The 13,779-nt window shown below is 74.1% G+C and carries 12 protein-coding genes; 5 read left to right on the top strand and 7 right to left on the bottom strand.

Translation table 11 applies throughout. From position 1 onward, the window contains the following. The coding region (locus AB0C87_RS19475) for a maltotransferase domain-containing protein (protein WP_360578754.1) at window positions 1-1,109 on the bottom strand (1,109 nt) is incomplete at its 3' end. A 378-nt stretch (window positions 1,110-1,487) separates the two neighbouring features. Here AB0C87_RS19475 and glgP point away from each other — a divergent pair. Continuing rightward, complete coding sequence (gene glgP / locus AB0C87_RS19470; protein ID WP_353835048.1) at window positions 1,488-4,085, top strand: alpha-glucan family phosphorylase; 2,598 nt, start codon at window positions 1,488-1,490, stop codon at window positions 4,083-4,085. Here the strand turns inward: glgP and AB0C87_RS19465 are convergent. Further along, the gene (locus AB0C87_RS19465) at window positions 4,082-4,657 is read right to left on the bottom strand and encodes a hypothetical protein (RefSeq protein ID WP_353835047.1); all 576 of its coding nucleotides are present in this window, start codon (window positions 4,655-4,657) and stop codon (window positions 4,082-4,084) included. The genes glgP and AB0C87_RS19465 overlap by 4 nt on opposite strands. Further along, window positions 4,654-4,926 carry a helix-turn-helix transcriptional regulator gene (locus tag AB0C87_RS19460; RefSeq protein WP_360578752.1) on the bottom strand — a complete coding sequence of 91 codons (273 nt, stop codon included), beginning with the start codon at window positions 4,924-4,926 and terminating at the stop codon, window positions 4,654-4,656. The genes AB0C87_RS19465 and AB0C87_RS19460 overlap by 4 nt, the downstream gene beginning before the upstream one ends. Window positions 4,927-5,042: 116 nt before the next feature. Here AB0C87_RS19460 and AB0C87_RS19455 point away from each other — a divergent pair, with 116 nt between their 5' ends. After that, on the top strand, window positions 5,043-6,212 hold the full coding sequence (locus AB0C87_RS19455) for a sensor histidine kinase (protein ID WP_360578750.1): 1,170 nt from the start codon (window positions 5,043-5,045) through the stop codon (window positions 6,210-6,212). Between the two features lie 6 nt (window positions 6,213-6,218). Here AB0C87_RS19455 and AB0C87_RS19450 read toward each other — a convergent pair whose 3' ends face one another. From AB0C87_RS19450 to AB0C87_RS19440, 3 genes are all read right to left on the bottom strand, one after another. Then, window positions 6,219-7,004: an ABC transporter ATP-binding protein gene (locus AB0C87_RS19450; RefSeq protein WP_360578748.1), complete on the bottom strand. Its 786-nt coding sequence runs from the start codon at window positions 7,002-7,004 to the stop codon at window positions 6,219-6,221. 153 nt (window positions 7,005-7,157) lie between these two features. Next, the gene (locus AB0C87_RS19445) at window positions 7,158-7,934 is read right to left on the bottom strand and encodes an SWIM zinc finger family protein (RefSeq protein ID WP_360578746.1); all 777 of its coding nucleotides are present in this window, start codon (window positions 7,932-7,934) and stop codon (window positions 7,158-7,160) included. After that, the gene (locus tag AB0C87_RS19440) at window positions 7,934-10,933 is read right to left on the bottom strand and encodes a DEAD/DEAH box helicase (protein WP_360578745.1); all 3,000 of its coding nucleotides are present in this window, start codon (window positions 10,931-10,933) and stop codon (window positions 7,934-7,936) included. The genes AB0C87_RS19445 and AB0C87_RS19440 overlap by 1 nt, the downstream gene beginning before the upstream one ends. Before the next feature lie 106 nt (window positions 10,934-11,039). Between AB0C87_RS19440 and AB0C87_RS19435 the strand changes: the two genes are divergently transcribed. Next, on the top strand, window positions 11,040-11,822 hold the full coding sequence (locus tag AB0C87_RS19435; protein WP_345174775.1) for an enoyl-CoA hydratase-related protein: 783 nt from the start codon (window positions 11,040-11,042) through the stop codon (window positions 11,820-11,822). On the opposite strand, the gene AB0C87_RS19430 is transcribed toward AB0C87_RS19435, so the two are convergent. Further along, the gene (locus AB0C87_RS19430; RefSeq protein ID WP_353835043.1) at window positions 11,809-12,195 is read right to left on the bottom strand and encodes a winged helix-turn-helix transcriptional regulator; all 387 of its coding nucleotides are present in this window, start codon (window positions 12,193-12,195) and stop codon (window positions 11,809-11,811) included. The genes AB0C87_RS19435 and AB0C87_RS19430 overlap by 14 nt on opposite strands. An 82-nt stretch (window positions 12,196-12,277) precedes the next feature. On the opposite strand from AB0C87_RS19430, the gene AB0C87_RS19425 reads away from it, so the two are divergent. Both AB0C87_RS19425 and AB0C87_RS19420 read left to right on the top strand, forming a co-directional pair. Further along, window positions 12,278-12,943, top strand: a complete 666-nt coding sequence (locus AB0C87_RS19425) for an NAD(P)-binding domain-containing protein (RefSeq protein WP_345174779.1) — start codon at window positions 12,278-12,280, stop codon at window positions 12,941-12,943. 67 nt (window positions 12,944-13,010) lie between these two features. Beyond that, window positions 13,011-13,778, top strand: coding sequence for an SDR family oxidoreductase (locus AB0C87_RS19420; RefSeq protein ID WP_345174782.1), 768 nt, complete (start codon window positions 13,011-13,013; stop codon window positions 13,776-13,778). Window position 13,779: the final 1 nt, after the last annotated feature.

Genomic DNA, 13,779 nt, shown 5'->3' with positions numbered 1-13,779 from the left:
TCGAAGTTGAGGGGGTAGATGTCCTGGTATTTCTTGGGCGGGTTCTCGGCGTGGGCGATGGTGCCGTCGGCGCGGGTGGTGAACCATTCGGGGTGTTGGGTCACCCAGGGGTGGTCGGGGGAGCATTGCAGGGCCAGGTCCAGGGCGACTTCCAGGCCGCAGTCGCCGGCGTGGGCGACGAAGGCGTCGAAGTCCTCCAGGGTGCCCAGGTCGGGGTGGACGGCGTCGTGGCCGCCGTCGGGTGAGCCGATGGCCCAGGGGGAGCCGGGGTCGTAGGGGCCGGCGTCCAGGGTGTTGTTGGGGCCTTTGCGGTGGGTGGTGCCGATGGGGTGGATGGGGGGCAGGTAGACCACGTCGAAGCCCATGTCGGCGATCGCGGGCAGGCGTTTCATCGCGGTGCGCAGGGTGCCCGAGGTCGGGCCGCGCCGCCCCAGGGGGTCGAAGGTCGCGCCTTCGGAGCGGGGGAAGAACTCGTACCAGGCCCCGTACAGGGCTCGTTGCCGGTGCACCACCAGCGGATACCAGTCACTGACCGTCAACAGATCCCGCAACGGATGGCGTTCCAGGACGTCCTCGACATCGGGATCGGCAACGGCCTCCATCCGGTCGGCGACCGGAACGGTCTCGTCCCCGAGGCGCTTGGCCAGCCGCCCCACGGTCGGGCGGTCCTTGCTCGGGACGGCCTCCGCCGCGCGGGCGAACAGCCGCGCCCCTTCCGCGAGCATGAGCTCGACGTCCTGGCCGCGCGGAACCTTGATCTCGGCGTCGTGGCGCCAGTGCGCGATCGGATCGCCCCAGGCCTCCACCCGGAACGACCACGACCCCATCTCCGTCGGCGTCACCCGCGCCGACCACCGGTCGAGCCCGACCCCGACCTCGCTCATCCGCTGCGGCGGCAGTTCCTCGCCGTCCGGCGTCCGCAGCACCACCGCCGCGCCCAGCCGCTCGTGCCCCTCCCGGAACACCGTCGCCGACACCTCGACGGTCTCGCCCACCACCGCCTTCGCCGGCCACCGGCCGCAGTCCACCACCGGCTCGACGTTGACGATCGGGATGCGTCCCAGCCTCGGAATCCCGGGCATGCTGGACGTTCCGGACTCGACGTGCATGTGCCACCCCTACCCTCTCGAGAGATCCAAAACGTCCATGCCCGGAACGCGCCGCCTACTGCCGAGTAGTCGCGGAAGTTTTTCCACGTTCGCCCGATGGTCGCCGTGGCGTGCGGCTCGTCCCCTGGCCGACCTGCGACACGGCTCCTGGCCGACCCCGGCCGTGCCGCGCCGGTCTTGGGAGGGTCGAGATTGGGCAAACGGTCGGCCCGGACGCGGGAGCCCGCCCAGGTGACGAGCGCCCGGGACCGGGCGGGAGCCCCTGTGGGGACGGGGATTCCGGGGACTCGTGCCCCCGGCGGGCCGATCGGTCCGCGAGGTGACGGTGTGGTCCCCGCCGTCGCGCCCATGCCCCCGAAGCGCATAGCGTGACGTTGCGTGAAGGCAATCCGACGTTTCACGGTACGCACCGTCCTTCCCGAGCCCCTCAGGCAGCTCGAGGAGCTGGTCCTCAACCTGCGCTGGTCGTGGCACCACGAGACGCTCGACCTCTTCCGCGACGTGGACCCTGCGCTCTGGAAGGCCGTCCACCACGATCCGGTCAGGCTGCTCGGCGAGGTCGCCCCCGAGCGGCTCGCGCGGCTGGCGGAGGACCGGCGGTTCCTGCGACGCCTCCAGGACACCGCCGAGGACCTGCGCGAGTACCTGACGGCGCCGCGCTGGTACCAGTCGCGCCCAGGGGACTCGCCGGTGAGCATCGCCTACTTCTCACCCGAGTACGGGATCACCGCCGCGCTGCCGCAGTACTCCGGGGGCCTCGGCATCCTCGCCGGCGACCACCTGAAGACCGCCAGCGACCTCGGCGTGCCCATCCTCGGGGTCGGGCTCCTCTACCGGCACGGCTACTTCTCCCAGTCGCTGTCGCCGGACGGCTGGCAGCTGGAGCGCTATCCCCCGATCGACCCCAACGGGCTGCCCCTGACCCTCCTGCGCGAGCGGGACGGGACGCCGGTGCGCGTCGTCATCGGCCTGCCCAAGGGCGGCGGCCTGCACGCGCAGGTGTGGATCGCGCGGGTCGGCCGCGTCCCGCAGCTGCTCCTCGACTCCGACGTCGAGGAGAACGACCAGGCCGCCCGGGACGTCACCGACCGGCTGTACGGGGGCGGCGGCGACCACCGCCTCCTCCAGGAGATGCTGCTCGGCATCGGCGGCGTGCGGGCCATCCGCGCGTACTGCCGCATCACCGGGCATCCGGCGCCGGAGGTGTTCCACACCAACGAGGGCCACGCCGGGTTCCTCGGCCTGGAGCGCATCCGCGAGCTGGCAAAGGAGGAGGCCCTGACCTTCGACGAGGCCCTGGAGGCGGTCCGGGCGGGCACGGTGTTCACCACCCACACGCCCGTCCCGGCCGGTATCGACCGGTTCCCCCGCGAACTGATCGCCCGCTACTTCGGCGGCGCGAACGAGGAGGAGCAGGTCCCCGTCGACCGGATCCTCGCGCTCGGCGCCGAGGACTACCCCGGCGGCGACCGCACCGTGTTCAACATGGCCGTGATGGGCATGCGGCTGGCGCAGCGCGTGAACGGCGTCAGCCGGCTGCACGGCGAGGTCAGCCGGGAGATGTTCGGCGGGCTGTGGGGCGGGTTCGACACCGCGGAGGTCCCCATCGGGTCGATCACCAACGGCGTGCACGCCGGGACGTGGGTCGCGCGCGAGGTGCTGGAGTTCACCGCCCGCGAGCTGCCGTCGGTGATGGAGTCCGGGCGCGGCTGGGAGGCCGTGCGCGACGTCCCCGAGCCGGAGGTCTGGCGGATGCGCAACCTGCTGCGCCGCCGCCTCGTGACGGACGCGCGCCGCCGCCTGCGCGAGTCGTGGCGCCAGCGCGGCGCCAGCGAGGCCGAGACCTCGTGGATCGACGACGCCCTCGACCCCGACGTCCTGACGATCGGGTTCGCGCGGCGCGTCCCGTCCTACAAGCGGCTCACGCTGATGATGAGCGACCCGGACCGGCTCCGCGCGATCCTGCTCGACCCCGACCGGCCCGTGCAGATCGTCATCGCCGGGAAGGCGCACCCCGCCGACGAGGGCGGCAAGCGGCTCATCCAGGAGATCGTCCGGTTCACCGGGTCCGAGGACGTCCGGCACCGGATCGTGTTCCTGCCCGACTACGACATGGCCCTCGGGCAGCTCATGGTGCAGGGCTGCGACGTGTGGATGAACAACCCGCTGCGCCCGCTGGAGGCGTGCGGCACGTCCGGGATGAAGGCCGCGCTGAACGGCGGGCTGAACCTGTCGATCCGCGACGGCTGGTGGGACGAGTGGTACGACGGCCAGAACGGCTGGGCGATCCCCTCCGCCGACGGCCTCGCCGGCCCCGACCGGCGGGACGAGCTGGAGGCCGCCGCCCTCTACGAGCTGATCGAGGACCACGTCTCCGTCACGTTCTACGACCGCGACTCGGCCGGGTTGCCGCGCCGCTGGCTGGAGATGGTCAAGCACACCATCGCCACCGTCGGCCCGAAGGTGCTCGCGTCCCGGATGCTGCGCGACTACGTCGACGACCTCTACACCCCGGCCGCCGTGTCGGAGCGCTCCATGGTCGCCGACAAGTTCGCGGGCGCCCGTGAGCTGGCGGCCTGGAAGCGGCAGGTCCGCTCGGCGTGGCCGCGGGTCGCCGTCGAGCACGTCGAGTCGACCGGGGAGGAGAGCCCCCAGGTCGGCGCGCGGCTGACGGTCCGGGTCGTGGTCGACCTCGACGGGCTCGCCCCCGAGGACGTCGCCGTCGAGGTCGCCTACGGCCGGGTGGACGACGCCGACGCGCTCGTCGACCCGTCCTACCTGGAGCTGGAGGACGGCGGCCCGGCCGAGAACGGGCGGCGCCGCTACACCGGAGAGGTGCCGCTCGGGCGCAGCGGCGCGTTCGGCTACAGCGTGCGGGTGGTGCCGAGCCACCCGCTGCTGTCCGGACGGGCCGAGATGGGCCTCGTCGCGCTGCCGCCCGCGCCGCAGGGCATGACCAACGGCGACCTGCGCTAGCCGGCCTCCCCCTCGTCGTCGGCGGGCGGCGGATCGGGCGTCTGCCAGGCCGCGACGACGAGGGGGAGCAGCGTGTGCGTCGCCAGCAGCGCGAACAGGATCAGGAAGAGCGCGGCGCCGGGGATCTGCGACTCGCGGCCGTCCCGGTCGGCGATCATCGTCGCCACCAGCACCGCGACCAGCACGAACGTGGTGGCCTGGTGCGACGTCGCGAAGGCGCGGAGCCGCGCAGTGAGCTGCCGCTCGTCCAGCTCGCGCTCCCGCCTGGAGGTCAGGCCCCGGGTCACCGCGATCAGCTGGCCGGCCAGCGGTATCCCGCCCACCACCAGGACGCCGAGGATCACGAAGTTGACGATCATCGCGGTGTCGCTCGGGGCCAGCGCCCACGACACGGCGGCGTCCACCCAGAACAGGCCCAGCATGGCCGCGCCCGCCCCCGCCAGCATCCGGCGGGGCCGGCGGCGCGCGTAGCGGGCGGGCAGCCGCCGCTCCAGCTCCTCGTCGAGGGCGGCGAGGCGGTCCGAGCGCCTGCGGCGGGACCGCTCCCTCCATCCGGCGGTGCGGTTCGTCATGACGTGCCTCCGATTCTCGGGAACGGCTTGAGGGAGAAGACGACCTCGACCGGCACCTCGAAGTACTCGGCGATGCGCAGGGCGAGGTGCAGGCTCGGGCTGTACTCGCCCCGCTCCAGGTAGCCGACCGTCTGGTAGTGCACCCCCAGCGCGGCGGCGAGGTCGCGGCGCGAGACGCCGCGCTCCGCCCTCAGCACCGTGATCCGGTTGTGCACGGTCTCCTTCTCGGCGGGCACCGGATCGGCCTTGCGGTTCACCGGCTCGCTCATGCTCACTCCCCGTACGGGTCCTTGGACGGATCACCGTAAGTCTGCATCTGTTGATAGTAGAAGTACTACATCCCGTATCGGATGTGCAAGCGAGCCGAAGCTGGCAGGATGGACACGTGCGACTTGCGAACCGGGGCGGGCGGCCGGTCCCCTGGCCGCCGACCGGCCGCACCGCGGACGCCGCACTGGCCGGCGGGGCCTTCGCCGTCCTGGCCGCGATGACCCTCGTGTCGGTCCACACGGGCCCGCCCTCGCGGATGCCCCTCTACAGCTGGGCGCTGCTGGCGGTCGCCTGCGGGGCGCTGTACTTCCGCCGGAGCCATCCCGTCGCGGTCGCCGCCGTCACGCTCGCCGCCTGCGCCGTCTACTACCCGGTCACCGAACCCGACGGGCCGGCCGTGCTCACGTTCGTCGTCGCCCTCTACACCGCGGCCGCCGAGGGCCACATCACCGCGGCCGTCGTCCTCGTGGGGATCGCGGTGGCCGGGACGGTGGCCGGCGACCGCCGCGACGACGTCAACCACCTCGCCGACGCGGCCGGCTTCCTGCTCATCGGCTGGTTCGTCGCGGTCGTCGCCATCGGCGGCGTCGTCCGCAACCGCCGCGCCTACCTGCGCGAGGCGCAGGAGCGCGCCCGCGTCGCCGAGCGCGGACGCGAGGCCGAGGCCCGCCGCCGGGCCATCGAGGAGCGCCTGCGCATCGCCCGCGAGCTGCACGACGTCCTCGGCCACAACATCTCGCTCATCAACGTGCAGGCCACCGCCGCGCTGCACGGCCTGCGCCGCGAGCCGGAGCGCGCCGAGGACGCCCTCACCGCGATCAAGCAGGCCAGCAAGGACGTGCTCCGGGAGATGCGCGCCACGCTCGGCGTCCTGCGGCAGGTCGACGAGGCCGCCCCGGTCGCGCCCGCCCCCGGCCTCGCCCGGCTGGACGAGCTGACCCGGGGCCTCGCGGCGGCCGGCCTGGAGATCCGCACCGAGGTGGAGGGCGAGCCGCGCCCGCTGCCCGCCGAGGCCGACCTCGCCGCGTACCGGATCGTCCAGGAGGCGCTCACCAACGTCACCCGGCATTCCGGCGCGACGTCCGCCGTCGTCCGCGTCGGCTACGGCGCCGACGGCGTGGTCGTCAGCGTGGCGGACGACGGGACGCCCGGATCCGGCGCGCCGTCGTCCGACGGCAGCGGCATCCGCGGGATGCGGGAGCGCGCCGAGGCGCTCGGCGGCGACCTCGACGCCGGGCCCGGCCCGGACGGCGGCTTCACCGTCCGCGCCCGCCTGCCGCTCTAGTAGGCCCTAGCCCGCCTCCCGGCGCCGGGACCCGAGCGGCTCCGGAACCTGAGCGGCCGCGGAACCCGGCGCGCGAGCCGCGGCCGCCTGCGCCCAGAACCGGGCGGCGCCGGGACCGCCGGACGGGGCGCGCCTCCTGATCGAGATCATGCCGGTCCCGCCCCCGCCCGGCGCCACGGGCCGCGCCCGGTCGACGACGCCGACACCGTCGGCGCGGCGGGCCTCGGCCGCGTCGCGCGTGGTGAGCAGGACTGTCGTGCCGGACGCGGCGATCCGGCGCAGCGTCGCCCAGATCAGGTGGACCGTTCCACTGTCGAGGCCGGACGTAGGTTCGTCCAGGAAGAGCACGTCCGAGCGCCCCAGCAGCGCCAGCGACAGGTCGAGCCGCCGCCGCTGCCCGGCCGTCAGCCGCTCGAACCGCACCCCGGCGGACGCCTCCAGGCCGGTCAGCGCGAGCGCCTCGTCCGCCGCCAGCGGGTCCAGCGTCCAGCGGCGCCAAGCCGTGACGACCTCGGAGACGGTGAGGCCGGGGAAGAGCCCGCCGTCCCGCCACACCGCGCCGATCCGCAGCCCCTCCCGCTCCGCGTACGGGTCGGCGCCCCGGACCCGCACCGTGCCGCCGCAGGGGCGGCGGAGGCCCGCCAGCGCCTCCAGCAGCAGCGTCTTGCCCGACCCCCCGTGGCCGAGCAGCGCGTAGACCTGGCCCTCCGGCACCCCGAACGAGAAGTCCCCGACCGTCCGGGCGCCGCAGCGGACGCGCAGTTCACGCGCCTCCACGACGATTCCACTCATCCCTCGTCGCTCCCCCCAAGGCGGCGCCCGGCCCTCCCGGGGCGCCCACGTGCTGAAAGCCTAGGGAGCGGCCCCTCCGGCAGGCGGTCGAGCCGCGCCGGCGTTCGCACTCCGTAAGATCATCCGTGGCCCGCAGGCGCCGGAGACCTCGGGTCAGTCCTCGTCCTGCCCGGCGAGTGCCTCGTAGACGGGCGCCAGCACGTCGGTCAGCGCGCGGCGCCGGACGCGGACCGGCGGGGGAGCGGCGACGTGGAGCACGAACCCCGGCGGGACGGGCGGCGCCGGCGGGCGCTCGCGCAGCCGGGCCAGCCCGGACGGCGGTGTCCAGAAACCCTCGGCGGTAAGCGGCTCGGCCCGCATCTCCAGCGGGTCGGGCTCCGTCCCGGTGGCGCGCCGCAGCGCGCCGAGCAGCTGGTCCCGGCGCCGCCCGTTCCACTGGAGGACGAGGAACGGGTCGTCGTCGAACGCCTCGGCGAGCAGGTACAGGACGGCGGCGGCGTGCTTGCACGGGTCGCCCCAGTCGGGGCAGTCGCACATCAGGTGCAGGTCGGACGCCGAGTCCGGGAACAGCGCGAGCCCCAGCTCGGCGAACACCCACTCGATCTCCGGTGGCATCTCCCCGGCCAGCAGCCGGGCCCGGAACAGCGCGCGGGACGCCAGCTCCGCCTCCACCGCGCGCCAGCCGTCCTCGTCGATCGCCTCGATGCCGAGCGCCACCTCGTACGGCTCCGGCGCCGAGCCCCGCACCTTCGCGGTCACCTCGTACGCCTCCACCCGCAGGTCGAACACGGTGCCCTTGCGGGCGTAGGCGCGGCCCCGCTCCAGGCGCCCGGCGTCGGCGAACGACTCCACCAGGTCGATGAAGCGCCGCGACCACCACCGCGCCCCGATCGAGCCGCGCCTCGTGCGCGCCCTGACGCCCTCGTCCATCAGTCGCTCACCGCCTCCGGCGACAGCCGCAGGACGTCGCGCAGCTCGGCGACCGACAGCTCGGTCAGCCAGTCCTCACCCGTGCCGACGATCGAGTCGGCCAGGGCCTTCTTGCGTTCGATCATCTCGTCGACGCGCTCCTCCATCGTCCCCACGCAGATGAACTTGCGGACCTGGACGTCGCGGGTCTGCCCGATGCGGAACGCCCGGTCGGTGGCCTGGTCCTCCACGGCCGGGTTCCACCAGCGGTCGACGTGCACGACGTGGTTGGCGGCCGTCAGCGTCAGGCCCGTCCCGGCGGCCTTGAGGGACAGCAGGAAGATGGCGGGTTCGCCGTCCTCCTGGAACCGCTGGACGAGGTCGTCGCGCCCCTGCTTGGACGTCCCGCCGTGCAGCCACAGCACCGGGCGTTCGAGCCGCGCCGCCAGGTAGGGCTGGAGCATCGACCCGAACTCGGCGTACTGGGTGAAGACGAGCGCCTTCTCGCCCTGCTCCAGGACCTCGGAGCAGATCTCCTCCAGCCGTTCGAGCTTGCCCGACCGTCCGGGCAGGCGCGAGCCGTCCTTGAGCAGCTGCGCCGGATGGTTGCAGACCTGCTTGAGCTTGGCCATCGTCGCCAGCACCAGCCCGCGCCGCTTGGCCTCCTCCGCCTCGGCGATCTGCTGGAGCATGTCGTCCACGGTCGCCTGGTAGAGCGACGCCTGCTCGGTCGTCAGGTTGCAGTAGACCTTGATCTCCTGCTTCTCCGGCAGATCCGAGATGATCGACTTGTCGGTCTTGAGGCGGCGCAGGATGAACGGCTGCGTCGCCCGCCTGAGCGCCAGCGCCGCCTGCTCGTCGCCCTCCCGCTCGATCGGGATCGCGAACCGCCGCCGGAACGCGCTCCGCGGCCCGAGCAGCCCCGGGTTCGCGAACTCCATGATCGACCACAGCTCGGTCAGGTGGTTCTCCACGGGCGTGCCGGTGAGCGCGATCCGGCTCCGCGCCGGGATGCTCCGCACCGCCCGGGCCTGCCGCGTCCCGCTGTTCTTGAGCGCCTGCGCCTCGTCGCAGATGACCCGCTCCCACGCGATCGGCGCGAGCATCTCCGCGTCGCGCGCCGCCGTCCCGTAGGTGGTGAGCACCAGATCCGCCCCCGCCACCGCCTCGGCGAGCTCCTCGCCCCGGTGCCGCCCCGTCCCGTGGTGCACGTACACCCGCAGCTTCGGCGTGAACCGCGCGGCCTCCCGCTGCCAGTTCCCCACCAGCGACATCGGGAGAATGGCCAGCGTCGGAGCGGTCGTCGCACCATCTTTTCGTTCGTGAACAAGCAGTGAGAGCACCGAGATGGTTTTCCCGAGGCCCATGTCGTCCGCGAGAAGGGCGCCCAGGCCGAGTTCGTTCATGAACGTCAGCCAGGCGAGCCCGCGCTCCTGGTAGGGCCGCAGCTCGGCGTCCAGGTCCTCCGGGGTGCGCATGGGGGCGAGGCGGCGGTCGGCCTCACCGGAGAGGAGGTCGCCGAGGGGGCCCGCGGCGTCCACCCCGGTCAGGGGGAGGGCGTCGTCGCCGGCGTGCACGATGGCCCTGATCGCCTCGGCGGCCGTCATGCGGCCGCGGCGCGGGTGGCGCAGGAAGTCGAGGGCCGCCTCCAGCTGGTGCTCGTCGAGCTCCACCCACTGGCCGCGCAGGCGGACGAGGGGGGTCTTCAGCCGGGCCAGCTCCTCCAGCTCGGCCTCGTCGATGCTCTCGTCGCCGATGGCGAGGTCCCAGCGGAAGTCGACCATCGACTTCAGATCGAAGCCCGAGGGCGCCGCCGACCCCGCGGAGGCCTCCGGGTCCTCGGGGCGGGTGGTGAGCCTCATGCCGAGCTTCGCCTTGCCCGCCCACTGGGGGAGCAGGACGCCGAAGCCCGCGGCGGCGAGCATGGGGGCCGCCTGGCGGAGGAAGCGGAACGCGCCCGCCGTGTCGAGGAGGAGCTCGCGCGGCGCGGGGCCGTCCAGGGCGGGCGCCAGGTCGGGGAAGAGGCGCAGGGCCCGGCCGAGGCCGGCGAGGAGGGTCTCCTCGGCCTGCGGGATCGACGTGGCCTCGCCGTCCCAGACCAGCGCGGCGGGGACGTAGAGGCTCGGGTCGTCGGTGCCCTGGAGGGCGAACTCGACCCGCCAGGAGCCGCCGTCGCGGGGCTCGGCGTCCTCCTCGAACTCCTCGGCGCCCGGTTCGGCGAGGCGGAAGCAGACACGCAGCGGGCCGGACGGGCGGCGCGCGGCGGCGGCCCACGCGTCCAGCTCGGCGATGAGGTCGTCGGGGTCGTCGCGGGGTTCGCGGGCGACCTCGGGGGACGGGCCGGTCAGCGCCATCACCCAGCGCTCGGCGAGCGGGAGCCGGTCGGGCTCCTTGCGCCGCGATACCAGCAGCGGATGCGGGACGGTGCCCCGCACGGCCGTGTCGACCAGGGCCGACAGCGCCTCGCGCAGGACCTCGGCGGCGGGCCGCCCGCCGTCGGCCGCGCGGCAGGCGGCGGGCATGGCGCGGGCCAGCGCGCGGAACCGCGCCGGGTCGTCGATCACCGGGCGCCAGCGGGCGACGAGGTCGCCGTCCTCGCGCAGCAGGGCGGGCAGGACGTGGCCGCGCCCGGCGAGGTGCACCGCCTCGTCGGCGAGCAGGCACAGGAAGCGCAGGTCGGTGCCCGCGACGACGTCGGCGCTGTGCTCGGCCGCCTGGAGCAGCGCCATCGCGGGGAACGGGGCGAGGACCAGGGCCGGGACCCGCCACGGGCGCAGCTCGGGCTCGTCGCGCACCGGCTCGGGGCCCAGCTCGGCCGACGGCAGCGGATGGTCGCCCGCGGTGGGCAGCGACATCGCCAGCTCGACGCGGAACGCGGCGCGCAGGAGCGGCTCATAGGACGTGCCGGTGAAATCGCAGGTCGCGAAGGGGTGGACGTCCGGGGAGGGCTCGTACGGGCCGGTGCGTTCGGCCCACAGGCAGAGCGCACCGCCATGCCAGGTGGCGTGGGCGACGAGCATGGTCCCCGAAGCTACCAGCAGCCTCGGACACCACCGGGGCCCGCTCCGTGACCGGCCGCTGGTTAGGCTCGGGGCGTCCGCACCGAGTTGCACTGGGAGGGTCGCCGTGGGCGAGTTCGTACGGGTCGAGGTCGAGGACGGGATCGCGACGATCAGGCTGGACCGTCCGAAGATGAACGCCCTGAACGCCCAGATGCAGCGGGAGCTCATCGACGCGGCCCGGCAGGTCACGCAGGACGAGGCGGTCGGCGCGGTGGTGCTGTACGGGGGCGAGCGGGTCTTCGCCGCGGGCGCGGACATCAAGGAGATGGCCCCGATGTCGTACGCGGAGATGTCGGCGGGGCACTCGCGGCTGCTGCAGGACTTCGCCAAGGCGCTCGCCGGGATCCCCAAGCCGGTCATCGCCGCGATCACCGGGTACGCGCTCGGCGGCGGGCTGGAGGTGGCGCTGACCGCCGACTTCCGCGTCGCGGGAGAGGGCGCGAAGGTGGGCCAGCCGGAGATCCAGCTCGGCATCATCCCCGGCGCGGGCGGCACGCAGCGGCTGGCCCGGCTGGTCGGGCCGTCGAAGGCCAAGGACCTGATCTTCTCGGGACGGCACGTCGCGGCGGACGAGGCCCTCGCGATGGGCCTGGTGGACCGGGTCGTCCCCGACGACGCCGTCTACTCCGCCGCCCGGAAGTGGGCGGCGACGTTCGTCGGCGGTCCCGCGATCGCGCTGCGCGCCGCCAAGCAGGCCATCGACCGGGGGCTGGAGGCCGACCTCGACACCGGGCTGGAGATCGAGCGGACGCAGTTCGCGGCCCTTTTCGCCACCGAGGACCAGGCGGCCGGGATGAAGAGCTTCATGGAGGAGGGCCCGGGCAAGGCCACGTTCACCGGCCGCTGAGTTCACCGTCGCCGGGCGCGCGGTCACGCGTGCCCAGCACCTCGTCGGCGTAGCGTTCGGTCCAGCGGCCGAGGGCGGCGAGGGGTTCGAGCATCCCGCGCCCGGGCGGGGTGAGCTCGTACTCGACGCGCGGGGGCGCCTCGGCGTACCGGCGGCGGACCACCAGGCCGTCGCGTTCGAGGCGGCGCAGCGTCTCGGTCAGCACCTTGTGGCTGATGCCGCCGATCCGCTCGCGCAGTTCACCCGGACGCAGCGGGCCGTGCTGGAGCGACCACAGCACGACGCCCGTCCACGTGCCCGAGAGCACGTCGAGGCCGAGCCTCGTCTGGCAGTCGGCGATGTACTCGTACTCGTCCATGGGTTCGCCCGCCATCCTGCCCCCTCCGATACGCACCGGATGGTGCGGAACGGACCGCCTAACGTCCCGACCGACGGTAAACGAACGGGAGGACGTCATGCGGATCGGAGTGCTCGGCGCGGGCGCCATGGCGGACGCGCTCGCCACGCAGTGGGCGCGCAAGGGACATCGGGTGCGGATCGGGGCAAGGACCCCCGCGAAGGCGGTCGCGCTGGCCGGACGGATCGGGCACGGCGCGGCCGGCGGCACGCTGCGGGAGGCGGCGGAGCACGGCGACGCGGTGCTCCTCGCCGTCTGGCACGAGGGCGTCCCGGACGTCCTGCGCGAGGCGGGGCCGCTGGAGGGGCGCGTGCTGATCGACTGCACCAACCCGATGGAGCCGCCGTTCGAGCGGCTCAAGACGGCGGGCGGCCCGTCCGCGGCGCGGCGGATCGCCGACCTCAGCGGCGCGCGGGTCGTGAAGGCGTTCAACACCTGCCACGAGAGCGTGTGGCGGATGACGCCCCCGGCGTTCGGGGGGCGTCCGCTCGGCGTCCCGCTGTGCGGGGACGACGAGGAGGCCCTCGCCGCGGTGCGCGGCCTGGTGCGCGACCTCGGCTGCGTGCCGATGGACGGGGGGAGCCTGGAGCGGGCCGGGCTCCTGGAGGCCGCCACCGCGTTCATGGTGGGGCTGTGGGTGGCGGGCGAGGATCCGGCCGCCATGCTGCCGCCCCCCGAGTACGCTGGGGGCGATCCGGAGCGCACCTCCGAACTCGCGGGCTGAAACGTTATCGGTGTTTTTTGGGCGTGCTGTGGGGGTGCGCGAAGAACCGCCGATAGCATCTGCCGCCATGCGACATGCGTACCGGACCGCGCTCGTGACGGGGGCGTCCAGCGGTATCGGCGAGAGCTTCGCCCGCCTCCTGGCCGGCCGCGGCACCGACCTGGTGATCGTGGCCCGCCGGAGCGACCGGCTGGACGGGCTGGCCCGCGAGCTCGTCGAACGGTACCGGGTGGCCGTGGAGGTCGTGGCCGCCGACCTCACCGATCCCGCGCGGCGCGCCGAGGTCGAGGCGCGGCTGCGCGCCGAGCCGGTCGAACTGCTCGTCAACAACGCCGGGTACGGCGCCTTCGGGGCGTTCGCGGAACTGCCGCTCGACGACCACCTCGCGCAGATCGAGCTGAACGTGGCCGCGCTCGTGCGGCTCACCCACGCCGCCCTGCCCGGCATGATCGCGCGCGGCCGGGGCGGGGTGCTGAACGTCGCGTCGATGGCGGGGTTCGCGCCCTCGCCCGGCAGCGCGACCTACGGGGCGACGAAGGCGTACGTGGCGTCGTTCTCCGAGAGCCTGCACTCGGAGGTCTCGGGCAAGGGCGTCCACGTGACGGCGCTGTGCCCCGGCTTCACCCGCACCGACGACGACGTCCCGGCCAACCTGCTCTGGCTGCGGCGCGACGACGTGGCGCGGGCGGGGCTGGAGGCCGTGGCGACCGGACGCGCGCTGTGCGTTCCCGGCATGCAGTACAAGGCGGCGCTCCCGGCGCTCCGCCTCGTTCCGCGGCCGCTGCTCAGGGCGGCCGTGAACCGGATGTGGCAACAGGCCGCCGACACGCGGTGAC

Source organism: Actinomadura sp. NPDC048021 (assembly GCF_040653135.1).
Classification (GTDB): Bacteria; Actinomycetota; Actinomycetes; order Streptosporangiales; family Streptosporangiaceae; genus Spirillospora; species Spirillospora verrucosospora.
The sequence above is the reverse complement of the archived record's forward strand: the minus strand, read 5'-3'. Positions and strand labels throughout refer to the sequence as shown.